Source organism: Citrobacter sp. CFNIH10 (assembly GCF_002934585.1).
Taxonomy (GTDB): Bacteria; Pseudomonadota; Gammaproteobacteria; order Enterobacterales; family Enterobacteriaceae; genus Citrobacter_A; species Citrobacter_A amalonaticus.
Genome location: NZ_CP026216.1, coordinates 2,988,683 through 3,008,504, shown reverse-complemented (window position 1 = coordinate 3,008,504; position 19,822 = coordinate 2,988,683). Strand labels below are relative to the sequence as shown.

Below are 19,822 nucleotides of genomic sequence, written 5' to 3'. Positions count from 1 at the left end.
TTAACCCAAAGCATCATTGACGGGCTTCAGCACCTTGCGTTCAAACCACGTCAGTTTTTCTTCATCCTCTCCGGCAGACTGGCCACCGGACTGTCCCGCACTACCGGCAGTCTGTTTTTTTGCTGTCGTCTTACCTGTTGCCCTGGCCTCTCGCTTTTCCTGCACGCTGATATGTTCCGCCAGTGTGAATGTCACCAGCCAGGACATTTTCCCGTCCTGCTGGGGTGCATCCAGCATTCCGCTGAACGTTGCTTCACGAAAGTTAACAGCACGGGCAACTTCATGCGCCACGCGGTACTTCTGACGATTACCACTGGCATCGGTAGCACTGGCCAGCTCAAAAATACGCTTCAGTATTTCAGGCTGTTTAAAAGGTATTTCACCGCTGATCCGCAGTTCCTTTCCCTTTGCTCCCTGCTCTGATTTTGTTGTGGCGCTGGTCTGGCCTGACTGATCTTTATCCTGAAACTGCTGTGAAACAGTCACCCGCATGTTTTTCAGCTGGATGGCCTCGCCATTAAGCGCCAGTGTCGGGATCGAAGTCATGAATCATTCCCTTTATTCCATCAAGATTATCGCCAACCAGCATCATGGCTGCGGTGTAAACGGCAGACTGCTGCGGAATGTCCTTCACCAGTTCCAGTAACGTGGTGCCGGTGTCTCCGCTGGCAGTAAAAACCCACGCTCTGGCACTCTTCCCCTGTAAATCATTCAGGCCGCTGGCCACATCACTGATAAGCTGGTCACGCAGCTGCGTGAACTCGCCCAGCTGTTTTTTCAGCCCTTCGATATCAAACCCGGCACCCGCCGCCTTTTGTGCCTGGCTGATTGCCGCAGCAGATAAAGCTGCCCTGCTGGTTGGTACAGACAGCGGAATGGACGCAGGTAACGCAGCGGCAGTTTTCGCAGGGATCTGCATCTTTTCAATAGCCAGCACTGCGGCGGATTGCGCCAGCCGTTTGACCTGCGTGAATGCCGGGGCGGGGAAAATCCCGACCAGGTTATTCAGGCTGGTCATAAAGTTTTCCTGCGTCTGTCCGGTGACCATCATAATCACCACGTCCGCATTCCCCCCAGTTCCGGCCAGACGTTCAGCAAGATAGCGAACGGCATTAACCGGGCTGAGATATGCCCCGTTCGCAGTCTGCTGTCCCAGCCCATAAATCCACGGATGCGCAGGGACGATCGAACAGTTCAGCGCAGCAACAGAATCCGTGAAGGCCAGACGTGCTTCACGCCACATTTCCAGGCACCTCCGGCCACACAATTTCTGGCGCATCTTCCGGTTGAATACGATTCAGTAAAACGCGGTATTTTTTCCATACGGTAAGCAGCAGTGCTTCTTCTTCGGTTGCCATGTCTAAATCAACGGCATCCTGCAATGTGGCAATGGCGTCATTGGCATGTTTAAGCAGGCTTTTCTTTTCGGCGTCTGCTTCGCTGACTAATGCAATTCGCATGGCCTCCGCATCATCCACCCACGCCTTACCATTCCATTTTTGCCAGGCATTAGCCGGTGCTAACGTGGTTGTCCCTTCCGGGTAAGCGCCTGGCTCGGTGATCACCAGTTCATTACCGTTTTCTGTATCAAACACCACCTCACCACGGTGATCCTCACGGGAAATCCATCTTTGCTTCTCTGAATCAAAAATCGCCACAAACCCCGCTTTGATTGCCGGTGGCTTTATCGTGGTGCAGTTAGCTGGCAGTCCGGTATGCGCAGGAATAAAAGCATCACCTGAACCAATAAATTCATTCGTATCGGAACGCAGGTTATAAACAGTAACTGTTTGATCGGTTTCACTCATTTTAAAAGTCATTATGCGAGTCTCACTATGTAGTTAAATGCAATATTCTTAACGGTCGTTTCTGCGTTGCCCGACGCGGCGACGGTAATGGTGTGACTGTGTGCGCCTATTGCTACGGTATGAGAATGAGCGCCAATACCTACGGTGTGATTGTGTGCTCCAATGCCAACCGTATGGGCATGTGCTCCAGTAGACGATGTTGTTGCTGTTCCAACCGAATATCCCGTAGCACCCGCAGCGTTGTTTCCATCCCCTTTTTCTTCATTAAGTACAGGGAACGTATGAGTATGTGCGCCTGTTGTATTTGTCGTTTTCGTGCCATAGTCAAACGTACTCGCCGTTTTAGTACCGTAATCAAATGAGGATGTTGGTTTTGTCCCCAAATCCGTACTGGATGCACTGGCAGTGTGGGCATGGGATTTATTGCCATCATCTTCATAGGAGAGAACTGCGCGACCGTCTGGTTTTCCTTTGATAGTCTGGCGGCGCATATCAGGAAGGACACCCGATGGATATGCAATAGCCAGTTGCGGGCAAGCCACTGGATCAAACGCCTGTCCTTGCATGATTGCGTGACGCGCCGGTGGTATATCTGTCGGCCAGGGAAGTGGCACCCCAACAGGTACAACATCACTAATGCTTAAAACCGCCAGTTCACCCAGTTCAAGATTTTTTCTGGCTTTCGCTTTGTCATTAACATCAGCAAGGTTTGCATCCTTACGCAAAAAATCGCTGCTGGCCTGCTGTTCTCCCAGGCTACCCTTTGGCCGTAAATCCGTGATGTTGCCATCCGCATCAATGCTGGCCACAGCAAACACATAATGCTGAACCCCGTTCTGAACGTAATCAGCAAGATTTGCTGCCACCGTGATTTTGCTCTGCACATTCCAGACACTGGTCAGTGTCCCTGTCCAGCACACATCCAGCCAGACTTTTACCGGCTTTGTCGTCACCGTAATATTCTGGTTCGCTGCCAGTGACGCACGAAGTCCAGCCACATAACCCGTGCCTTTCGTGACAAAAAACTGATTGCCGGTTTTGGCTACCAGATACCCGTCACCAAAAAACGCCGCCGCGCCATAAATATCCATATTTTCCAGGCGCTGGCGCTCATCCATTCCGGCCATACGCGCGGTGAAATCAATCTGCCAGGTTTCAGCAGGCGTACTAATCCCGGTTTCCGTCTGTGCGCCGTTGTACTCCATCAGAAACGAGCGGGTCAGCACGTTTCCCTGTTGCCCTTCTTTTGTTTTCAGTTTCTGCTGTGATGGTGCATGGACAATCATTGCCAGCGTACCGCTGGCCTTATTGAGCAGACCGATCCAGTTAAAACTGAAATCACCCACATCTGCGCCCAGCACTACGGAATAAACCACCCCATTTTCATTCACCACACCCGTGCGGGTAACAGCCTGCCGGTGAACAATCTGTGCTGTCGGGGGTAACACTTCATTACGGTCAACAGGTGTATCCGGGTTTAAATCCGGCACACTGGCAAATACAAATTCGTCCAGTAGTACCGGTTCACCCGTAGCGCCCTGTTGCGCTTTCCAGTTTTCAAATGCCAGTGTGATGGCTGTCTGTGACATAAAAAACTCCTTACAAACTCGCGCTGAATGCTGCGCTGCGGGCTTCCGTCCCTGCTAACATCGCCGGATAAACCACATATTCCCCCTGATCCCATCCGGCTCTGATGGCCAGTTTTTCCGATGTGATCACCTCAAACTGATAGCGGCGGCATGTTCGTCCGTACTGGCGGATTATCTGGATCAGCAGTTGCGTGTTGTCTGCAATCTGGCTGTCTGTAACCCGAACCAGAATCACATCCCAGTCGATATCCGGTTGCCGTTCTAACAGCTCCACATAACCAATTCCCAGCCGTTCAAAGATATTGATAAACCCCTCTACTGAACCGGCATCCCGCGCATTCACGAAGGCAAAAGCCACGCGTTTGCGGAACAGGGTCAACGGTTCACCATCAAAGCGGGTAATATCCCGGTCATAAGCCAGCAAGTTCAGTAATGCCGGTGTACACGTCAGCGGATCAAACTGATTCACTGGCCAGATAACCCAGCCGTAAACCTCAGCCCAGAACCGCCGCGCCGTTTTCAGCAATTTCCCCGGTTCGCCTTTATTCATCCAGGAAGGCAAGACCATCCCGGCCAGCTTTTTCATGAACTCATTCATTCTCAATACTCACCGTCAGTGATTTCAGACGCGGCACGCTCAGTTCACTGGTAATGTCTCCCAGCGAAAATGTCAGTGATTCCGTCTGTGCAAAGGTTTTATGAATTTCCCGCCCCAGTTGCGAAAAGGAAAACCGCGAATATGGCCACGTCTTTCTGACGTCATAATCAGCATTTTCACGAAAGGCACAGCGGATCATGTTTTCAATGCCGCCCTTCAGCGTATTCACTTCTTCATCGCTGAAGTTGTTCAGGTTTCTGACATAAACCGTTACGACCAGATCGTGAAGCGTTTCCGGCATGGGATAGCACTGCATATCATCACCATGCCCGTGGTGTCCCTGCGTGTTGATATAGTCATTCACCGCATCCACGAACGGCGCTGATGCCACCCCACTGTCCAGTAATAAAAAGGCATTGGCTGTTCCTGGCCCCCTCGGTGCTTCATGCTCAAAGAAAATCCGATCAATACTCAACCCGGCAACACTGGCGATCATTGAGCGATAAACCGCATCAGTGTGGTAATTCCCCACCAGATTGAACTGATTGCGGCAACGCTCGCGCAGTTCATCATCACTTTCCTCGTCAGCCCCCGGCACGGTCAGCCAGTTTTCCTCACTGGCCACATGGCTGATACCACTGACCGCCACCGGCAAAATGCGGTAATATCCGGGCGCAAGGTTATATGCGCCCCCGGCGCCAGTGGCTTTCACCGGCAGTAATGCGCTGGCCGCACCGGAAGCGATCACCACATCCTCAGTGGTGGCCAGCTCATACACTCGCCCGTTAATGCGTTCTGTCTGGATAACCGTCCCGGCTTTGACCGTCACAACGGCCTTTGCATCTTCTTTGAAGAAGCGGATCACCCCCTGTGCAGCGCTCGCCGGTTTTGCCGTGACGTTCACCGCCCAGGCCAGCAAACGCAACATGCTCCCGCTGGCTGTGGCCACAAACATATTGGCCAGCACGGTTAACACCAGAACATCTTTAAGCCACATCACCGGGGCGGTCACAATGGCGGTGATTAATCGCCAGAACGGTGACATTCGGGATGTATTGGTGATAATTCCCTCATCTGCTGCAATCGCATTGAAGCGTTCCCGCACTTCGGCTTCCGTTACCGGCATACCGCTGTCCTTCACCACTTCTTCAAAATCAACCTGCGGTTTTTCCGTCATAAATCCACCTGCGCAGAGATCCCGCCAAAATCGTATGTACTCGCGGTTACCCACAGCCGCTTCTGACTTTCTTCACTGATTTCCACCGTACCCGGCACAATGCGTTCATCATCTTCAATCAGTAATTCCATGCGGGTAAAAATATCCGCTCTCATTGTCGGGCTACGTTCGGCAATTAATTCCGTCGCTAACCCACTTTCAATAATGGAATGAATAATGTCCTGCCCGATACTTTTTCGGTTATTACATAATTCAGGTTCATTACCAGTATTCAGAACAAAGTCACCGCCCTGAATCAGCAAATCGATATAAAGAACATCACTCATGCGCCAAGCTCCTGCCATTCCATAAGCTGGGATGGGGAAAGTGCTTCTTTGGTATGGAAATGCACTTCACCAATTTTCCGGCTGTTATCGGTTACGGATTTACTGTTGCTGCTGATTGTTTTGCTGATACCACCTTTATCCACACCTTTTAAATCACCGCCCGTTGACAGTGTATTTCCGGTTAATGGCTGCGTGGTTTCACTGGCCAGTGAAATATCCACGCCGGGAATTTTATTCAGTTTCTGAACAATCCAGTTCCACGACTTAAGAAATTCCCCTTTGATTGACTTCCAGACATGATCAAACAGCGACATAATGCCGGAGGCCATTCCCTTTAATGCTTCAGACGGTGAAAATCCTGTCAGCAAAGAAATAAAGCTGTTCCATCCTTCACTGATATATTGCCAGGCTGAAGCAAAGATCCCCGCCAGCCACTTCACCACGGCGGCACATGTCTGGAAGGCTTCGGTATTCATCACCGCTGCTTTTATCGTGTCCCAGTGCTTAACCAGCAGATAACAACCGGCAACCAGCAGCGCAATGGCACCAATCACAAGCAGGATCGGCCAGCTCATCAGGTTGATACCAATTCCGGCCATTATTGCGGCCATGCGTACCGCCAGTAACGCACCACGCAGAAATTTCAGCGTGGCATTCCAGGCGATTACTGCCTTTTGCGCCAGCCAGACAGTGGCTGTATAGATTTTTGTCACAGCCGTTAACGCCACCCAGATCCCCCGCAATCCCATCATGATGAATCTGGACACACCCATTACGATATTGGCCATCGCACCCACGGCGGCAAAACTCAGTAATGCCATCGACACATAACCAATCACACGGGCAATGTTAGGAAATAACTGCATCCAGCGGGCAAATGTCTGCCCCATATCAGCCAGGCGATTCAGAAGCGGATACAACACCGGGATCAGCGTTAAGCCGATCACGGTCTGAATGGCCTTCAGGATTTGCACAAAGCGATCCCACGGCTTAACCATTTTTTGCGCCATTTCCTGGGTGCGCTTCAGACCGTCCGCGCCACCCAGTTCGGTGATGTTGCGCTGAAGCAGTGCGACATTGCCGTAAAGCTGTTTAACCACTGCCGAACTGTCACCAAAGGCTGCATCCAGCTCCGCCTGGGCTTTCAGGTTCCCTTCAAGGCTTTTGCCATATTTGCCCTGCAATTTGATCAGCATTTCAGGCATGGACAGCATTTTGCCGGTGGAGTCAGTAAAGGACAGCCCCAGCTTTTTAGCGCCATCAATCGCACCGGTCATAAACCCTTCATAGGCGCTGCTGGCTTCCGTTCCCAGTGTCCGCTGAAGTTGCCCCAGCACGGCCAGCTGTTCATCCAGCCCTACGCCGTAGTTTGTCCCGACGCCGCGCGCACCTTCCATCAAATCCTTGATAGTGGCCATTTCTGTGCCAAAGGTTTTGCGCATATAAACCATCTTGCCCGCCAGCTGCTCGGCAAATTCAACCTTTCCCAGTCTGGCGGCATCGGCGGAAAAGTTACCGAACATCTGCCCCATAAATTCCGCCGTATCCGCCGCTGTGGACTTGAGCGCAAACGCCAGGGTATTAGCGACTTTCGTCACCTTCGGCAGTTCATTACCCGTCAGTCCGGCAATGGAAGCGTTAATATTTTCCGTGGATTTAACGAACTCCACCGCGCTGGCGCCATAGGTTGTACTGAAGCGCAGGGCATCACGCTGAACTGTCTTAAGCGCGGAATCATCAATCCCTTTTGCGGCGGCATCATTCAGCGCGTCATACATTTCAATTGCCGGTGATAACGCGCCCTTGATCGCCATCCCGACACCGGCCAGCGCCACCGCGCCGCCGCCAATCTGCATAAAGGCCGCTTTTGATTTTTCCGCAAAGCCGGTGACGTTACCCTGCACCCGTTTTAACGGGCGGGATAATTTATCAATCAGGCTTAATGTAAAATCTAATTGTTTCATTCAGTGCCTTTAAATGCTTTTGCCACACCATTGGCCACGGCTATCCCGGTATATTCCCAGTGACGATTGTCCAGCCAGATAGCGGCGGCGATATCATCAACGGAATCCTGACCATGCGGTAAATAATGACGGCGGAGAATTAAATATTGTTCGAGTCCATTCCTTTCAATTTCATGGACTCGCTTTGTCAGTTTTTTACTTCAATTTCCAGTTCAGGCGCATAAATATCATTTACTTTGCCAACCAGTTGAAGTGCTGCACCCGGACGTTTTAATACTTCTGCCAGTGCTTCTTTACTTTCCGTTGCCACAATTCGCGTCAGATAGTTATGTGCCGGGGCAACTTTATTATCCATTGCCATTTCATTAATAAATTTGTTGTAGGCGGTCTGATTTGGCTCAAAAATAATGTCCACACCACAAACACACAGTTTAATTTGTTCCATCACTCATACTCTCTCTTAAAGTAATTTCGTCTACTAACTGATTATGACGCGCAGCACACTGGCCATAAATTTCAGGATAAATTGTCAGTAATTCCGCTGCGTCTTTTCCTGTCGTACCGTTCAGGCGCGGCAGCTGCGTGGTGCATTTAGTTTTCAGGTTTTCCTGATAACGCACGTTCGGTACCGGCTGCGGCGCTGTTGTACATGCTGACAAACTCATCAGACAGACAACGATTGGTAAAAACGGGCTTAAGTATTTCCGTGCGTATCTCTCGCGGTGCCACATTTTTTAACGCCTCCAGTTTATCTTCCAGCGCTCTGGCCGAATCACTGGCAATACCCTGCATTGCTTTTCGCGATTCATTACCGGCCACCTGCGCCGCTGTATTGATTGCCAGCTCTAAGCTGTCACGCCGCCAGTCAGCGGTCAGCCAGCCCCAGACAAACGCCAGCGCCACCACAACCAGCCACTGCCCGCTGCTCATCAGCGCACCCCGTTATGTTCCAGACTGAAATGATTTCCATCCGGTCTGGATTTGAAGCGTCCGCCCCAGGCACCACCCAGTGATTCCCAGTATTCCCCCAGTGGCAGATAATCTTCTGTGCGGGTTTTGTACTGACCGTTCACGAACAGATTGAAATCCACCGCCAGCCGCTGGGTGTGCAGACTGTTAGAAATGCCGCTGCCTTTCTTCGCATTCAGCGCGGCCTGTTCTGGTGTACGGTAAGCCTCACCGAACGTCAGTCTGTAGCCATGTTCTTCTGCCCAGTGGATCAGACTTGCCACCATGACTGTGAATAATTGCTGTTTTTCACTCAGGGTCATTTCCCCGCTCCTTTATCAAAAATTCCCGCTATGCCCCGCTTACGCAACCAGGCTTCCACAGCGTTCTGTCCAAGAATACCCAGCGCAGAACCAAAACCAGCCAGCGCTAAGGGATGAATATCCGGGACAAAGTACAACGCCACTCCCGCAATCAGTGACAGCCCGCTGCCCACAATGACACGCCCAGCTGCCAGGCGAAGGGTGATCTGCTCGTCACTGTTTAGCAGCTTCCCCAGCGCAATCAGTGCCCCCATAACTGCCAATGCAATGAACCCTTTTTCGTATTCCTGCATCCCAGCCCCTTATCCGATCAGGTTTTCTGTGGCTTCCGCTTCCAGATACGGCACACCGTTGATGTTGACGAATTTCGGACTGGTCACGAAATATTTGATTTTGTGCGTGGTCACACCGCCACCTTTCGGATCAATATCCAGCAGGTTGCTGACCTGCAATTTATTGCCGAACGTCTCCACCTTCATTTCTTCGCTACTGGCTTTGGCATAGAAAAGAAAATCAAGTGGGGGAAGCCCACGCCATGAACCCGCGGAACGGGCTTTGGCTGTCAGCACCTGAAGTGTTTTTGAACTGACTTCAATTTCCCCCTCGGCGGCAACATCGCCATCCACATACCCGTCAGGGACGCCACGCGTCTGGGCGGCAGCGCTGTTATCCGTAATATCGAGCGTGATTTTCTCGATATGGATCAGGTCTCCGTCCATATAGGTGTCAAACGACATACCCGAAATACGTTTGGTCATGCTGTTGCCTCCAGACTGGCATCCAGTAACAGACTAATGGTGATTTGCAGCGGCACTTCCCAGGTACGCACCACAATGTAAATATCCACCGCCTTTTTGTTCTTCCAGACAATGGTCACATCACCATCCTGCGGCGGCTTCACCTCACCCGGAAATGACACACCGTTAATGCTGGCCGCAGTGGACATTTCACGCAGTGGACGGGCAAACAGTGTCTGATGTGCAGCGATACTCCCCGGCGTGCTGTTCAGCGAGCGATCCGCGATTTTGCTGATAGCCAGCAGACGAACACGGCGGGCAGCTTTATCCGCAACGCGCAGGGTTTCAATCGACTGATAATCGCCGCCCTCAACATCCAGCGTGCGGCCATCTGCCCAGTAAAAACCGTCATAATCCGGGTACCACATCGGCACACTGAAACGCTGTGCTTCAAGCGCCTGAAGTGTGGCCAGTTCCAACACTTCTCCGGCACCATCAACCGGCATTTCATCACTGCCCAGATTCATCAGAGCACCGGTTTTAACCCGCGCCGGACTGTCAGCAATGGTTACCGCACGGCTACACAGGCGACCAGCCAGCACGCCCGGTTCATTTCCCCACAGGCGGGGAACCAGCTGCACCGCCTTTTCTGCAATGCCATCCTGAAGGGTGGCCATGCGTACCAGATAATCCGCCTGGGCTTCTTCTTCCTGCATTCCCTGGGCGGCCAGAATGAACCACACCCAGCGGCCATACTTTGAAATCAGGGTGGATCGTAACGTCACAGCCTGATTTACCTGCGCTTTAGCGGTCACATCGTCAGACAGCACCACGCCTTCCACAGAGCACACCACCTGCGCGGCCAGAACCGCTTTCACCCAGGCATCTGCCTCCGCATCAGCTGGCAGGACATGAATGAACCCCCACCAGTTCTGGCCAGCGTTCGCCAGCGCAGCCAGAACATCATTTTTCAGCGGGCTGGCTTCCTCGCCCAGCAGCGAATCAAAATCACTCTGGGCATTCACAGCCAGCGTTTTCCCCACATTTTTGGTACCCGAACCGATAAACAGCAGTGTGCGTTCCACCTCATTGGTTTCACCCAGCAGCTGATTTACCTGGTTTACGGTCACAATTGGCCAGGTCATGCTTTCCCCTTAATATCCTGCGCTTTAACGTCCCAGCCAAAGCCGATAGCCTGAAGCTGACGCGCCAGCGCCTTGTCAAATTCATCATCATTCATGCCCAAAAACACACGGGCAGGAAGATCCACTGTCCAGTTGGTTTTCACGGCTTTACCGCTGAGTTTCCGAATCAGCAGCCCCGCCCGGCTGTACGGCATTGTTTTGGTGATCTCGCCCAGTGTGGGCTTTTTCCATCGCTTACCAGTTTTCACCCGGTACCCCAGCGCCCGTAATTTTTTGGCCTGGGCAGGCGTCGCCATTTTCCCGGCCTCTGCCTTCCGTGGCTGATTACTGCGGCTGACCTTTACACGCATTCCGTTTTGTTGCGCGTAACCCACCGTTCCGGCTGGTACCGGCGTTTCCCCGTTCCGGTATCCGCCGCCCTGTAAATAGATCCGCACAGCCTGAATTTCTGGCATTTCACGGATATGCAGCAGCTTTGGCAGGTTGCGCAGCATCTTCCCTTTGCGTTTTGTCTTACGTCCCGGCCACTTCTGGCCATCCGGGGATTCCTGATTGCGCACATGCCGTTTTGCCGCAGCAATCACGCCATATTTGGCCAGACGCCAGATCAGACGCTGTCGTTTTCTCGGCGGCAGCTCCATGCTGGCCAGTGCCTTGCGCAATTCGGCCAGCTGTTTTTTATTCAGCTCGCCACCGGCAATCATTCGCTATCCCCCACTGGCGCCCCGGCCTCATCCACGCTGTAAATACTGGCGGTCAGTGCCGTCCAGATTTCAGGCTCAACCAGTGACCAGCGCTCACCCCGCCACGGAATAGCACCGTTTTCGTCCTGCCTGATCACCAGTTCCTCCACCATCGGAACAGTCAGCACCACAGTGGCCACTTCCTCATCCTCCACCGACACATCCCAGTCCGGCTCGGCTTCACTCAGCCCCACTTCATCCAGTAGTTCCCTGTCAGCATCATCCAGCCACGCCGCCAGTAAGGACATAAGCAACTGCGGCGGACACAGGCGGTACGGGAAACGCTCCCAGCTCAGAACCGCGTCATAACGGATCACCGCCTGGCGATATTGTCCCAGCCCGTAATCTTTCGCCGCGGGGATGAACTTCATTTCATCCAGCACACTGTCAAATGACTTCATCGCGCGGGGCGGGACGTTCTCTTTAAAAAATGCGGTCAGGCTCTGGATCTGCGTCTGGCTCATACTTTTTTCACCGTTGCCCGCTTCAGCCCTTTCATACGGCGGATAACCACCGACGCCTCAGCCAGTAACCCGGCGCGGGTTTCCATGCTTTCCTGTCCCGGATGGGTATCCCGCCGCCCGATTGTGGCGAACTCTCCCAGCAGATCCGCTTTCGCCCTGGCAAAAACGGCCTTCATATACTGGGCGCACAAGCTGTTCAGTCCGCCCATTGTTACGCCCGCAACTTCTGCCGCCAGCGTGTAGCCCTTCGCTTTCCAGCTGGCCTCCACGTTTTCCAGTTCCGCATTGACCTCCGCCACTGCCGCAAGCAGCGCCTGACTGATGGTGTCCGCGTCAATATCTGGCGGTAGTGACCGCTGCGCCTGAAAATCCTTCAGATTCAAATCTGGCCAAAACCCATTATTGGTCAGCGGTTCATTCTGATAATCCAGCGGCTTTCCGCTAAACATAAATCCCCCGAAAAAGGCGGACTGACCGGTTTCCACGGCGCATTACACACAAGGTGTTCTGCCCTCCACCGCGTCCGCCTGGCTGTCGGTAGTCGTTACCCCTGCGTCAGTTTTCGGATACGGGCGGCAATCGTCTGCCGCGCCGTTCTGACGCCAATTTTTGAGTAGTGTTTTTCTGCGATGGACAGCAGTTGATCGGCGTTTTCCAGCGTTTCAATGTCATCCACGCCCGCCGCCGTTTTCTGGCCATCGTCACTGCGCAGCAGTTCCAGTCCGGCAAACTTGAACCATTTAGCCGTCACCTGCTCATGCAGTCGCCAGGTGTTTGCCACCCGCTCAAACGTGCGGGAAAAATACGGCTCAATACTTTCCCCGCGCCCTGCGGTTTCCTGCGCCCATGCCAGCATCGTATCCGCCACGAACGTGGGGAAATTGCTGCGTAACCGATCCGGCGTCGCCTGCTGCTGGCTGATTGCAATGTCAGCCCAGTCCAGCGCCGTATCCAGATCGCCCACGTCAAACAGCCAGATAACGCACCAGGCAAACACGGGATTTGCATATACCTGGCCACTCTCCAGATAAGCTTCCACAGTAGGAACCCAGCGCGGTAACAGCACATCGCGTTTATACTCGACGCGATCTGCGATAAGCGGCAGATTGCGCACATATTCCACATCCGTTTCCAGCGCCCTGATCAGCAGGTGCATACTTTCCGTGGTGTCCAGTGCCTGGCTGCGTTTCAGCTTTTGTTCCATCGCAATGCGCTGGCTGTGACGCTGCGCGGGGGAAAGTGCCATATCAGCCCTCCACCGGCTCGGAGACTTTGCCGATCGTCACTGCGGATTCATCAATGGCCGCATACAGCTCCGGCACCTCCACTGCGTAACCCTCATTGCGCAGGTATTTGTTTTCGAACTGCTTACGATCTTCAACAAACTCCGCCTTACGCATACGGGTATTACGCTGTGTGTAGATATGCAGGTTAGTAAGCGGCGTCACGACCATGCGTTTACCCGGCATAAACGGCGGGATAATGGCCGGACGGCCAGCAATGGTGCTTCCCAGCATCTGCGCCGCGATTTTTTCAGTCGGACGATCAGCAGCCTGATACAGTCGGTACTGTTCAGCAGCAACCAGATCGGCGCCGACCAGGACAACCAGACGCGGGTCATTGCGGAACTGCGCCGGGATTTTGGCATTAATCAGATCGGACGCCATTGCATCCAGCGATTTGTAATCCCCGGCCTCATCGAGTACCACGGCATCCGTCATAATCTGATTACCACCCAGCAGCGTTTTCATGCGCTCATGCCAGCCGACGTTCACGTCCTCGCCGTTCGGATTTGCTACCGGATCGGTGGTTTTCGCACGGCTCTTACCGTTGAAACCAATGCGCAACATGTCCAGCGCAAACGCCTGCGTGGTGAATGCCTGCACCAGGTTGTAAAACTCGTTTTCGTCCTTACCGGCGTTTGCCCAGACAGAAAGCAGATCCCAGCGCAACGCAGCACAGCTGTCTGTTTCGACCAGTGAGTAATCATTACCGTCTACGCCGACCTGGCGAATAAAACGGCCATTTTCGCTGCGGCCGGTATGCAGCACGGACGAACCGACAGAGATCACCTGGCCACTCAGCTGGTCAACATCCAGACAAGTGATCATGTTCAGGAACTCGACGGACTCCAGCAGCGCGAGACGCAGCGCATTTTCTTGCGGGTCATTCAAGGAAAAATAACGACTGGTGTCACGCGCGCCAAACTGCTGCGCCATCCCCGCCGAATATTTATCCAGTAAATCCCGCGCACGGTTATTTAGGTGCATAAAACTCCCTCGCGATTAAGCGATATAAAAATTGTTCTGAACTAATCAGCGATAAAGCGGATTACAGAAAATTAAATTTCCCGGCTTTTTCTGAAATCTTGCGCCCCGGTGTACGGCTATTTTTATTACCCAGATCGTTAAAGCGGGTGACGATTTCTTTTGCATTATCGCGAATTGTCGCAAATTCCTGCGTGTCCACCACTTCGGCAATAGTGTCTACATCACCCTTAACATCATTCAGTTGACTTTCAATTTTCGCCACACGCGCTTCCAGGTCGTTAACCACATTGGCCAACGCCTGTAATTTATCGTCATCCTGAGCAGGATTATCCTGCGTCGTTTCATCTTCAAACTTTGGCTTAATACCAAACAGTTTCTGCCAGTTCTTCATTCTTTCTTCCTGTTTAATTTTTCCATCATGGGAAATTACACAGCTGTAATAACCCTGCTTAGATAATTTTTTGCGCCGACTACTAAAGCGCAGCCGTGTAGTGCCAACACTGGCTGGCGTGTCTGTTACCGCCAGCCCCTTCAGGTAAGTACGCCCGCTACCGCGCCAGTTTTCTTCCGGCTCAATGGAGAAGAACAAAAGCTGATCTTCATGATTTGCGAAAATCAGACGCATATTCGGACACAGGCTGACATATAACCGCGCCAGTCCATCTTCACCATCATTCCAGGTGGCTTCCAGAACTTCGCCAAAATTCCCGCAATCGCCCTCATGCTCTGGCCAGATTAATGCAACGTAATGGTTATAATCATAGGTTTCCCCCATATCTATAATCCACTGCCGTTTAATTACCCGCCCGTCAACGGTATCCCCTTCAGTAGCAACACACAGCCAGTCAGTTTTTAAATGTGACATATCCCCCCGTTCCACTTCCTGACGCTGCAAATCAATTATTGCCAAATAAAACCGCCACTGCATTACGCTTTATTCTGTTCAGTTCGGTTATAACGCTTTACCGAACAGACACGAATTAACACCACCGTTTTTTCATCACAGCCACGGCATAATTATCCGCATGGCTAAATACTCTGAAGAATTAAAAGGCGTTGTCCGCGCACTTTATCTGCGCCGCTATACGCCAAAAGAAATTGCATCCGAATTAAATCTGCCGAACGCGCGGATCGTTTACTACTGGGCGGAGAAATACAGCTGGGCGGATTTGCTCAGTTTTGAAAGCACAGAGGAAGCGATTGAACGCCGTTACCAGCTACTGGCCAGCCGCGATAATAAAACCGATCTCGACCTGAAAGAAATGGACATGCTCATTGCTCACGCCACAAAACTACGTGCGCAGAGTAATAAGCACAAAGAGAAAATGGCCAGCGGTCAGAGTTCCGGGCAAGCAGCTGCGCGGGACAACAATGACGACGAACCGCGCAGCAAACGGAAATACAAGAAAAACGATATCTCCTCGCTGACGCAGGAGGACTTTGACGCATGGGCTGATGAACATCTTTTTGAATATCAGAAGCACCTGCGCAATAACATTGGCCAGCTTGTCAGGAACATCCTGAAAAGCCGCCAGATCGGTGCGACCTGGTATTTTGCGTTTGAAGCATTTGAAAACGCGGTGATGACCGGCGATCCGCAAATCTTTCTGTCAGCGTCAAAGGCACAGGCTGAAGTGTTCCGGTCTTACATCGTGAATATTGCAGAGCAGTATTTCGGCATTACGCTGACCGGCAACCCGATCCGTTTAAGCAACGGCGCAGAACTGCGTTTTCTCTCCACCAACAAAAACACCGCCCAGTCCTACAGTGGCCACCTGTACTGTGACGAATATTTCTGGGTGCCAAACTTTGCAAAACTTAACGAAGTGGCCAGCGCAATGGCCACACACGACAAGTGGCGCACCACCTACTTTTCAACGCCATCGGCAAAAACGCACCAGGCGTACCCGTTCTGGACTGGCGATGAGTGGAAACAGGGCAGTAAAAAACGTGCGGCCATTAAGTTTCCGTCTTTTGACGAAATGCGCGACGGCGGGCGGCTTTGTCCGGATGGCCAGTGGCGCTATGTCATTACAATGGAAGATGCCATTGCGGGCGGTTTCAACCTGGCGAACATCGAGAAACTTCGCAACCGCTACAACGACGCCACTTTTAACATGCTCTATATGTGCGTGTTCGTTGACAGCAAAGATTCCGTTTTCAGCTTTTCCGACCTGGAAGCCTGCGGCATTGAAATCGACACCTGGCAGGATCATAACCCCGACGCCGCTCGGCCATTCGGAGACAGGCCTGTATGGGGCGGATTTGACCCGGCCCGCAGCGGGGATTTGTCCTGTTTCGTGATTGTGGCGCCGCCGATGTTTGCCGTGGAGAAGTTCCGCGTTCTGAAGGTGATTTACTGGAAAGGAATGAATTTCCGGTACCAGGCAAAGCAGATCGAGCAGCTGTTTAAAAAATACAACTTCACTTATCTGGGCGTGGACGTTACCGGCATTGGCCAGGGTGTTTTTGACAATATTCAGCATTTTGCCCTGCGCGTGGCCGTTCCTATCCGTTACGACCTTAACACCAAAAATCAGCTGGTATTGAAAGCGGTGGATGTGGTGGAAAGCCAGCGTATCGAATGGGATAAAAACCTGAAAGAGATCCCGGCCAGCTTTATGTCTGTGCGCCGCACCACGACGCAGAGCGGCAACGCCATGACGTTTGTCGCAGACCGCAGCCAGGACACCGGCCATGCGGAAGCATTCTGGGCTATCACCCACGCCCTGCATAACGAACCCCTTAACTATGAAAACAAACCGAAATCCCGCTGGGGTGTAAGGAAAGAGGCAGCATGAGTAAAAAGAAACGCTTTGTTAAGCGCGACCAGCGCGGCGACAAATCTAAAAAAATGAGCATTATCACGTTCGGTAAACCCGAACCGGTACTGACTACCGGCACCGATTACCGCGACATCTGGTATGACAATGCCGCCGATCACTACACCCAGCCAATTGACCGGCTGGCGCTGGCACAGCTGATCAATCTGAACGGTCAGCACGGCGGCATTATCCACGCCCGTAAGAACATGATTGTTTCCGATTACCAGGGGGGCGGACTCATTCACGACCAGCTGGAAGCAGCAGCGTTCGACTATATAACGTTCGGGGATATTGCGATTGCCAAAATCCGTAACGGCTGGGGCGACGTTATCGCACTTGAACCCTTGCCCGGTCTGTATATTCGCCGCCGCAAAGTCAGAGATAACGCGCTGGATAAGCCCGGTGACTACGTGGTGTTACAGGAAGGGGAACCGCAGGTATGGCCAGAAGAAGATATTATCTTCATCAAAATGTATGACCCGCAACAGCATATCTACGGACTGCCGGACTACATCGGCGGTGTGCATTCCGCGTTACTTAACAGTGAAGCGGTTATTTTCCGACGCCGCTATTACCACAACGGTGCGCACACTGGCGGTATTCTGTATACCCGCGATCCCAGCATGACGGATGAAATGGAGGAAGAAATTGAACAGCAGCTGCGTGACAGCAAAGGGATCGGTAACTTCTCCACCATCCTTGTAAACATTCCCGGTGGAGACGGCGATGCCATCAAATTCATTGAAATGGGGGATATTTCCGCAAAGGACGAATTTGCCAACATCAAGAACATCAGCGCCCAGGACATTCTGAACGCGCATCGTTTTCCCGCTGGCCTCGCGGGTATTGTCCCGCAGAATACTGCCGGACTGGGGGATGTTGAAAAGGCCGAACGCATTTACAAGAAAAGCGAAATTGCGCCTATCCAGCGCCGTTTTATGCTGGCAGTTAACAACGATCCCGAAATCCCGGAAAGGCTGCACCTTAACTTTGATTTAAGTTACACAGAATCAACGGATAAGGGTGCGGCATGAGGCGAAACAGGCTAAAATCCAGGCATCATTTAACAGCTGGAGCATGGAATATGCGAGTTCTGAAAATCGAATGCCCGGAATGCGGCTCAAAGGCTGTTATTCGTAAAACGAACAGGAAGCACCGGCAGATTGCGGATATTTACTGCGCCTGTTCAGATGTTGAGTGTGGCCACACGTTTGTTATGAATCTGACGTTCTCCCACACTCTCAGCCCCAGCGCTAAAACGGGTGATGCGATGGTGCAAAAAATACTGAATGCACTTTCACCCGATCAGCGCCAGATGGCATTAGACCTACTGAAAGCGACTCCCGCCGCCTGAAATGCCCCCATTCCGGGGGCGTTGCCCTTCCTTTTTAACCATTTCGCGAACCTCTCCCGCAAGCTCTCCAATCCAGGCCAAAGCGATTGTTTTTTCTCTCTGGTTACTTTCGTAAACATGGGCAATTTTGGCCAATAACTCAATGCGTTCCAGCTGTGCCGACGCCTCCAAAAGATCCATTTAGCCCCCACAAGCAATAAATAACTGGATATACATGGGTCTTCCCTTGTTGTGGTGGCTGAAGGCATGATAATGGTGTATTTAATCGCCAGAGGTCACCGCCATGGACGAAAAGTCCCTCTACGCTCATATTCTCAACCTGTCCGATCCGTGGCAGGTAAAGTCCCTTTCTCTCGATGAAAATGCCGGTTCTGTTACTGTCACTATTGAGATCGCTGAAAACACCCGGCTAGCCTGTCCGACCTGCGGTAAATCCTGTTCTGTTCACGATCACCGTCATCGTAAATGGCGCCATCTTGATACCTGCCAGTTCACCACTATTGTTGAAGCCGATGTTCCACGAATTATGTGTCCGGAGCATGGCTGCCTGACGTTGCCTGTTCCGTGGGCTGGCCCCGGAAGCCGGTATACGTTGCTATTCGAATCGTTCGTTCTCTCATGGCTGAAAATCAGCACCGTTGATGCTGTCAGGAAGCAACTTAAGCTCAGTTGGAATGCGGTTGACGGCATTATGACCCGGGCAGTTAAGCGAGGTCTTGCCCGGATAAAAAAGCCATTATCCGCCCGTCATATGAATGTGGATGAGGTCGCCTTTAAAAAAGGACATCGTTACATAACGGTGATCTCCGATCGCGATGGTCGGGCGCTGGCCTTAACGGATGATCGCGGCACAGAGAGTCTTGCCGGCTATCTTCGCACGCTCACTGATGGGCAGTTGCTGGCTATCAAAACGCTCTCAATGGACATGAACGCGGGCTATATAAGAGCAGCGCGTATCCACTTACCCAGTGCGGTTGAGAAAATCGCCTTTGACCGCTTCCATGTGGCGAAGCAACTGGGCGAGGTAGTTGATAAAACCCGTCAGAATGAACATCCGCACCTCCCTGTTGAAAGCCGACACCAGGCAAAAGGAACCCGCTTCCTGTGGCAGTACAGCGATAAGTGGATGACCGAATCCCGGCAGGAAAAGCTGATGTGGCTGCGTGCACAGATGAAGCTGACGAGCCAGTGCTGGGCGCTGAAAGAGCTGGCAAAGGATATCTGGAACAGGCCATGGAGCGAGGAAAGACGGAGTGACTGGCAGAGATGGTTGGCGCTGGCGGCTAACAGTGACGTTCCCATGATGAAAAATGCCGCGAAAACGATAGGAAAAAGGCTGTACGGGATCCTGAATGCGATGCGACACAGTGTCTCAAACGGAAATGCGGAGGCACTTAACAGCAAGATCAGGCTGCTGAGGATAAAAGCCAGGGGATACCGAAACCGGGAGCGCTTTAAACTGGGGGTGATGTTCCACTACGGAAAGCTGAATATGGCGTTCTGAGCCTTCCCACCATGATCGGGGAAGACCCATATACATACAGTACACCT

26 protein-coding genes are annotated in these 19,822 nt (G+C 52.3%); 4 read left to right on the top strand and 22 right to left on the bottom strand.

Translation table 11 applies throughout. The features are described from left to right. The 22 genes from C2U53_RS17930 to C2U53_RS17830 form a co-directional block, all read right to left on the bottom strand. Positions 1–546 carry a hypothetical protein gene (locus C2U53_RS17930; protein ID WP_000200800.1) on the bottom strand — a complete coding sequence of 182 codons (546 nt, stop codon included), beginning with the start codon at positions 544–546 and terminating at the stop codon, positions 1–3. Further along, positions 518–1,243: a hypothetical protein gene (locus C2U53_RS17925; RefSeq protein ID WP_104446206.1), complete on the bottom strand. Its 726-nt coding sequence runs from the start codon at positions 1,241–1,243 to the stop codon at positions 518–520. Before C2U53_RS17925 ends, C2U53_RS17930 begins: the two co-directional genes overlap by 29 nt. Continuing rightward, entirely contained in the window at positions 1,233–1,820 is a 588-nt protein-coding gene (locus C2U53_RS17920) for a tail fiber assembly protein (protein WP_104446205.1), read from the bottom strand. Before C2U53_RS17920 ends, C2U53_RS17925 begins: the two co-directional genes overlap by 11 nt. Beyond that, complete coding sequence (locus C2U53_RS17915) at positions 1,820–3,397, bottom strand: phage tail protein (protein ID WP_104446204.1); 1,578 nt, start codon at positions 3,395–3,397, stop codon at positions 1,820–1,822. Before C2U53_RS17915 ends, C2U53_RS17920 begins: the two co-directional genes overlap by 1 nt. Before the next feature lie 10 nt (positions 3,398–3,407). After that, positions 3,408–3,995 carry a hypothetical protein gene (locus C2U53_RS17910; protein WP_172740579.1) on the bottom strand — a complete coding sequence of 196 codons (588 nt, stop codon included), beginning with the start codon at positions 3,993–3,995 and terminating at the stop codon, positions 3,408–3,410. Next, complete coding sequence (locus tag C2U53_RS17905; RefSeq protein WP_104446202.1) at positions 3,988–5,172, bottom strand: baseplate J/gp47 family protein; 1,185 nt, start codon at positions 5,170–5,172, stop codon at positions 3,988–3,990. Before C2U53_RS17905 ends, C2U53_RS17910 begins: the two co-directional genes overlap by 8 nt. Beyond that, positions 5,169–5,498, bottom strand: coding sequence for a DUF2590 family protein (locus tag C2U53_RS17900; RefSeq protein ID WP_001286237.1), 330 nt, complete (start codon positions 5,496–5,498; stop codon positions 5,169–5,171). Before C2U53_RS17900 ends, C2U53_RS17905 begins: the two co-directional genes overlap by 4 nt. After that, complete coding sequence (locus C2U53_RS17895; protein WP_104446201.1) at positions 5,495–7,462, bottom strand: phage tail tape measure protein; 1,968 nt, start codon at positions 7,460–7,462, stop codon at positions 5,495–5,497. The genes C2U53_RS17900 and C2U53_RS17895 overlap by 4 nt, the downstream gene beginning before the upstream one ends. Further along, entirely contained in the window at positions 7,459–7,602 is a 144-nt protein-coding gene (locus C2U53_RS30760) for a hypothetical protein (RefSeq protein ID WP_370922079.1), read from the bottom strand. Before C2U53_RS30760 ends, C2U53_RS17895 begins: the two co-directional genes overlap by 4 nt. Positions 7,603–7,649: 47 nt before the next feature. Continuing rightward, positions 7,650–7,907, bottom strand: coding sequence for a putative phage tail assembly chaperone (locus C2U53_RS17890; protein WP_061103629.1), 258 nt, complete (start codon positions 7,905–7,907; stop codon positions 7,650–7,652). Then, entirely contained in the window at positions 7,894–8,082 is a 189-nt protein-coding gene (locus C2U53_RS30345; RefSeq protein ID WP_104446200.1) for a hypothetical protein, read from the bottom strand. The genes C2U53_RS17890 and C2U53_RS30345 overlap by 14 nt, the downstream gene beginning before the upstream one ends. After that, positions 8,054–8,392, bottom strand: coding sequence for a hypothetical protein (locus tag C2U53_RS17880; RefSeq protein ID WP_000094478.1), 339 nt, complete (start codon positions 8,390–8,392; stop codon positions 8,054–8,056). The genes C2U53_RS30345 and C2U53_RS17880 overlap by 29 nt, the downstream gene beginning before the upstream one ends. Further along, complete coding sequence (locus tag C2U53_RS17875) at positions 8,392–8,733, bottom strand: M15 family metallopeptidase (protein ID WP_000175563.1); 342 nt, start codon at positions 8,731–8,733, stop codon at positions 8,392–8,394. The genes C2U53_RS17880 and C2U53_RS17875 overlap by 1 nt, the downstream gene beginning before the upstream one ends. Then, positions 8,730–9,026, bottom strand: a complete 297-nt coding sequence (locus C2U53_RS17870; RefSeq protein WP_104446199.1) for a phage holin family protein — start codon at positions 9,024–9,026, stop codon at positions 8,730–8,732. The genes C2U53_RS17875 and C2U53_RS17870 overlap by 4 nt, the downstream gene beginning before the upstream one ends. A 9-nt stretch (positions 9,027–9,035) precedes the next feature. Beyond that, on the bottom strand, positions 9,036–9,491 hold the full coding sequence (locus C2U53_RS17865) for a phage protein (protein ID WP_104446198.1): 456 nt from the start codon (positions 9,489–9,491) through the stop codon (positions 9,036–9,038). Beyond that, a complete protein-coding gene (locus C2U53_RS17860; protein WP_104446197.1) occupies positions 9,488–10,615 on the bottom strand; it encodes a DUF2586 domain-containing protein in 1,128 nt (375 codons plus the stop codon). The genes C2U53_RS17865 and C2U53_RS17860 overlap by 4 nt, the downstream gene beginning before the upstream one ends. Next, positions 10,612–11,319 carry a hypothetical protein gene (locus C2U53_RS17855; RefSeq protein WP_104446196.1) on the bottom strand — a complete coding sequence of 236 codons (708 nt, stop codon included), beginning with the start codon at positions 11,317–11,319 and terminating at the stop codon, positions 10,612–10,614. Before C2U53_RS17855 ends, C2U53_RS17860 begins: the two co-directional genes overlap by 4 nt. Next, positions 11,316–11,822 carry a phage tail protein gene (locus C2U53_RS17850; RefSeq protein WP_047657760.1) on the bottom strand — a complete coding sequence of 169 codons (507 nt, stop codon included), beginning with the start codon at positions 11,820–11,822 and terminating at the stop codon, positions 11,316–11,318. Before C2U53_RS17850 ends, C2U53_RS17855 begins: the two co-directional genes overlap by 4 nt. Further along, positions 11,819–12,271 (bottom strand): head completion/stabilization protein, encoded by a 453-nt coding sequence (locus tag C2U53_RS17845; protein WP_104446897.1) that lies wholly within the window; start codon positions 12,269–12,271, stop codon positions 11,819–11,821. The genes C2U53_RS17850 and C2U53_RS17845 overlap by 4 nt, the downstream gene beginning before the upstream one ends. Before the next feature lie 95 nt (positions 12,272–12,366). Then, entirely contained in the window at positions 12,367–13,068 is a 702-nt protein-coding gene (gpM, locus tag C2U53_RS17840; protein ID WP_104446195.1) for a phage terminase small subunit, read from the bottom strand. A gap of 1 nt (position 13,069) precedes the next feature. After that, complete coding sequence (locus C2U53_RS17835; RefSeq protein WP_104446194.1) at positions 13,070–14,092, bottom strand: phage major capsid protein, P2 family; 1,023 nt, start codon at positions 14,090–14,092, stop codon at positions 13,070–13,072. Positions 14,093–14,153: 61 nt separating this feature from the next. Next, on the bottom strand, positions 14,154–14,957 hold the full coding sequence (locus C2U53_RS17830; protein ID WP_104446193.1) for a GPO family capsid scaffolding protein: 804 nt from the start codon (positions 14,955–14,957) through the stop codon (positions 14,154–14,156). Positions 14,958–15,117: 160 nt separating this feature from the next. Here C2U53_RS17830 and C2U53_RS17825 point away from each other — a divergent pair, with 160 nt between their 5' ends. The 4 genes from C2U53_RS17825 (at position 15,118) to C2U53_RS17805 (ending at position 19,775) form a co-directional block, all read left to right on the top strand. After that, positions 15,118–16,893: a terminase large subunit domain-containing protein gene (locus C2U53_RS17825; RefSeq protein ID WP_104446192.1), complete on the top strand. Its 1,776-nt coding sequence runs from the start codon at positions 15,118–15,120 to the stop codon at positions 16,891–16,893. Continuing rightward, positions 16,890–17,951: a phage portal protein gene (locus C2U53_RS17820; protein ID WP_104446191.1), complete on the top strand. Its 1,062-nt coding sequence runs from the start codon at positions 16,890–16,892 to the stop codon at positions 17,949–17,951. The genes C2U53_RS17825 and C2U53_RS17820 overlap by 4 nt, the downstream gene beginning before the upstream one ends. Then, the gene (locus C2U53_RS17815; RefSeq protein ID WP_032084290.1) at positions 17,948–18,271 is read left to right on the top strand and encodes an ogr/Delta-like zinc finger family protein; all 324 of its coding nucleotides are present in this window, start codon (positions 17,948–17,950) and stop codon (positions 18,269–18,271) included. The genes C2U53_RS17820 and C2U53_RS17815 overlap by 4 nt, the downstream gene beginning before the upstream one ends. A gap of 283 nt (positions 18,272–18,554) precedes the next feature. Further along, entirely contained in the window at positions 18,555–19,775 is a 1,221-nt protein-coding gene (locus C2U53_RS17805) for an ISL3-like element ISKox3 family transposase (protein ID WP_000343760.1), read from the top strand. The last annotated feature ends 47 nt before the right edge of the window (positions 19,776–19,822 follow it).

What these genes read in the sequence shown, in the direction of transcription:
- gpM (WP_104446195.1), bottom strand. Translation starts at nt 13,068, where the DNA reads ATGGCACTTTCCCCCGCGCAGCGTCACAGCCAGCGCATTGCGATGGAA.
- C2U53_RS17820 (WP_104446191.1), top strand. Translation starts at nt 16,890, where the DNA reads ATGAGTAAAAAGAAACGCTTTGTTAAGCGCGACCAGCGCGGCGACAAA.
- C2U53_RS17805 (WP_000343760.1), top strand. Translation starts at nt 18,555, where the DNA reads ATGGACGAAAAGTCCCTCTACGCTCATATTCTCAACCTGTCCGATCCG.
- C2U53_RS17910 (WP_172740579.1), bottom strand. Translation starts at nt 3,995, where the DNA reads ATGAATGAGTTCATGAAAAAGCTGGCCGGGATGGTCTTGCCTTCCTGG.
- C2U53_RS17830 (WP_104446193.1), bottom strand. Translation starts at nt 14,957, where the DNA reads ATGTCACATTTAAAAACTGACTGGCTGTGTGTTGCTACTGAAGGGGAT.
- C2U53_RS17925 (WP_104446206.1), bottom strand. Translation starts at nt 1,243, where the DNA reads ATGTGGCGTGAAGCACGTCTGGCCTTCACGGATTCTGTTGCTGCGCTG.
- C2U53_RS17860 (WP_104446197.1), bottom strand. Translation starts at nt 10,615, where the DNA reads ATGACCTGGCCAATTGTGACCGTAAACCAGGTAAATCAGCTGCTGGGT.
- C2U53_RS17895 (WP_104446201.1), bottom strand. Translation starts at nt 7,462, where the DNA reads ATGAAACAATTAGATTTTACATTAAGCCTGATTGATAAATTATCCCGC.
- C2U53_RS17825 (WP_104446192.1), top strand. Translation starts at nt 15,118, where the DNA reads ATGGCTAAATACTCTGAAGAATTAAAAGGCGTTGTCCGCGCACTTTAT.
- C2U53_RS17815 (WP_032084290.1), top strand. Translation starts at nt 17,948, where the DNA reads ATGAGGCGAAACAGGCTAAAATCCAGGCATCATTTAACAGCTGGAGCA.
- C2U53_RS17855 (WP_104446196.1), bottom strand. Translation starts at nt 11,319, where the DNA reads ATGATTGCCGGTGGCGAGCTGAATAAAAAACAGCTGGCCGAATTGCGC.
- C2U53_RS17835 (WP_104446194.1), bottom strand. Translation starts at nt 14,092, where the DNA reads ATGCACCTAAATAACCGTGCGCGGGATTTACTGGATAAATATTCGGCG.
- C2U53_RS17890 (WP_061103629.1), bottom strand. Translation starts at nt 7,907, where the DNA reads ATGGAACAAATTAAACTGTGTGTTTGTGGTGTGGACATTATTTTTGAG.
- C2U53_RS17850 (WP_047657760.1), bottom strand. Translation starts at nt 11,822, where the DNA reads ATGAGCCAGACGCAGATCCAGAGCCTGACCGCATTTTTTAAAGAGAAC.
- C2U53_RS17915 (WP_104446204.1), bottom strand. Translation starts at nt 3,397, where the DNA reads ATGTCACAGACAGCCATCACACTGGCATTTGAAAACTGGAAAGCGCAA.
- C2U53_RS17880 (WP_000094478.1), bottom strand. Translation starts at nt 8,392, where the DNA reads ATGAGCAGCGGGCAGTGGCTGGTTGTGGTGGCGCTGGCGTTTGTCTGG.
- C2U53_RS17870 (WP_104446199.1), bottom strand. Translation starts at nt 9,026, where the DNA reads ATGCAGGAATACGAAAAAGGGTTCATTGCATTGGCAGTTATGGGGGCA.
- C2U53_RS17845 (WP_104446897.1), bottom strand. Translation starts at nt 12,271, where the DNA reads ATGTTTAGCGGAAAGCCGCTGGATTATCAGAATGAACCGCTGACCAAT.
- C2U53_RS17920 (WP_104446205.1), bottom strand. Translation starts at nt 1,820, where the DNA reads ATGACTTTTAAAATGAGTGAAACCGATCAAACAGTTACTGTTTATAAC.
- C2U53_RS17930 (WP_000200800.1), bottom strand. Translation starts at nt 546, where the DNA reads ATGACTTCGATCCCGACACTGGCGCTTAATGGCGAGGCCATCCAGCTG.
- C2U53_RS17875 (WP_000175563.1), bottom strand. Translation starts at nt 8,733, where the DNA reads ATGACCCTGAGTGAAAAACAGCAATTATTCACAGTCATGGTGGCAAGT.
- C2U53_RS17900 (WP_001286237.1), bottom strand. Translation starts at nt 5,498, where the DNA reads ATGAGTGATGTTCTTTATATCGATTTGCTGATTCAGGGCGGTGACTTT.
- C2U53_RS17865 (WP_104446198.1), bottom strand. Translation starts at nt 9,491, where the DNA reads ATGACCAAACGTATTTCGGGTATGTCGTTTGACACCTATATGGACGGA.
- C2U53_RS17905 (WP_104446202.1), bottom strand. Translation starts at nt 5,172, where the DNA reads ATGACGGAAAAACCGCAGGTTGATTTTGAAGAAGTGGTGAAGGACAGC.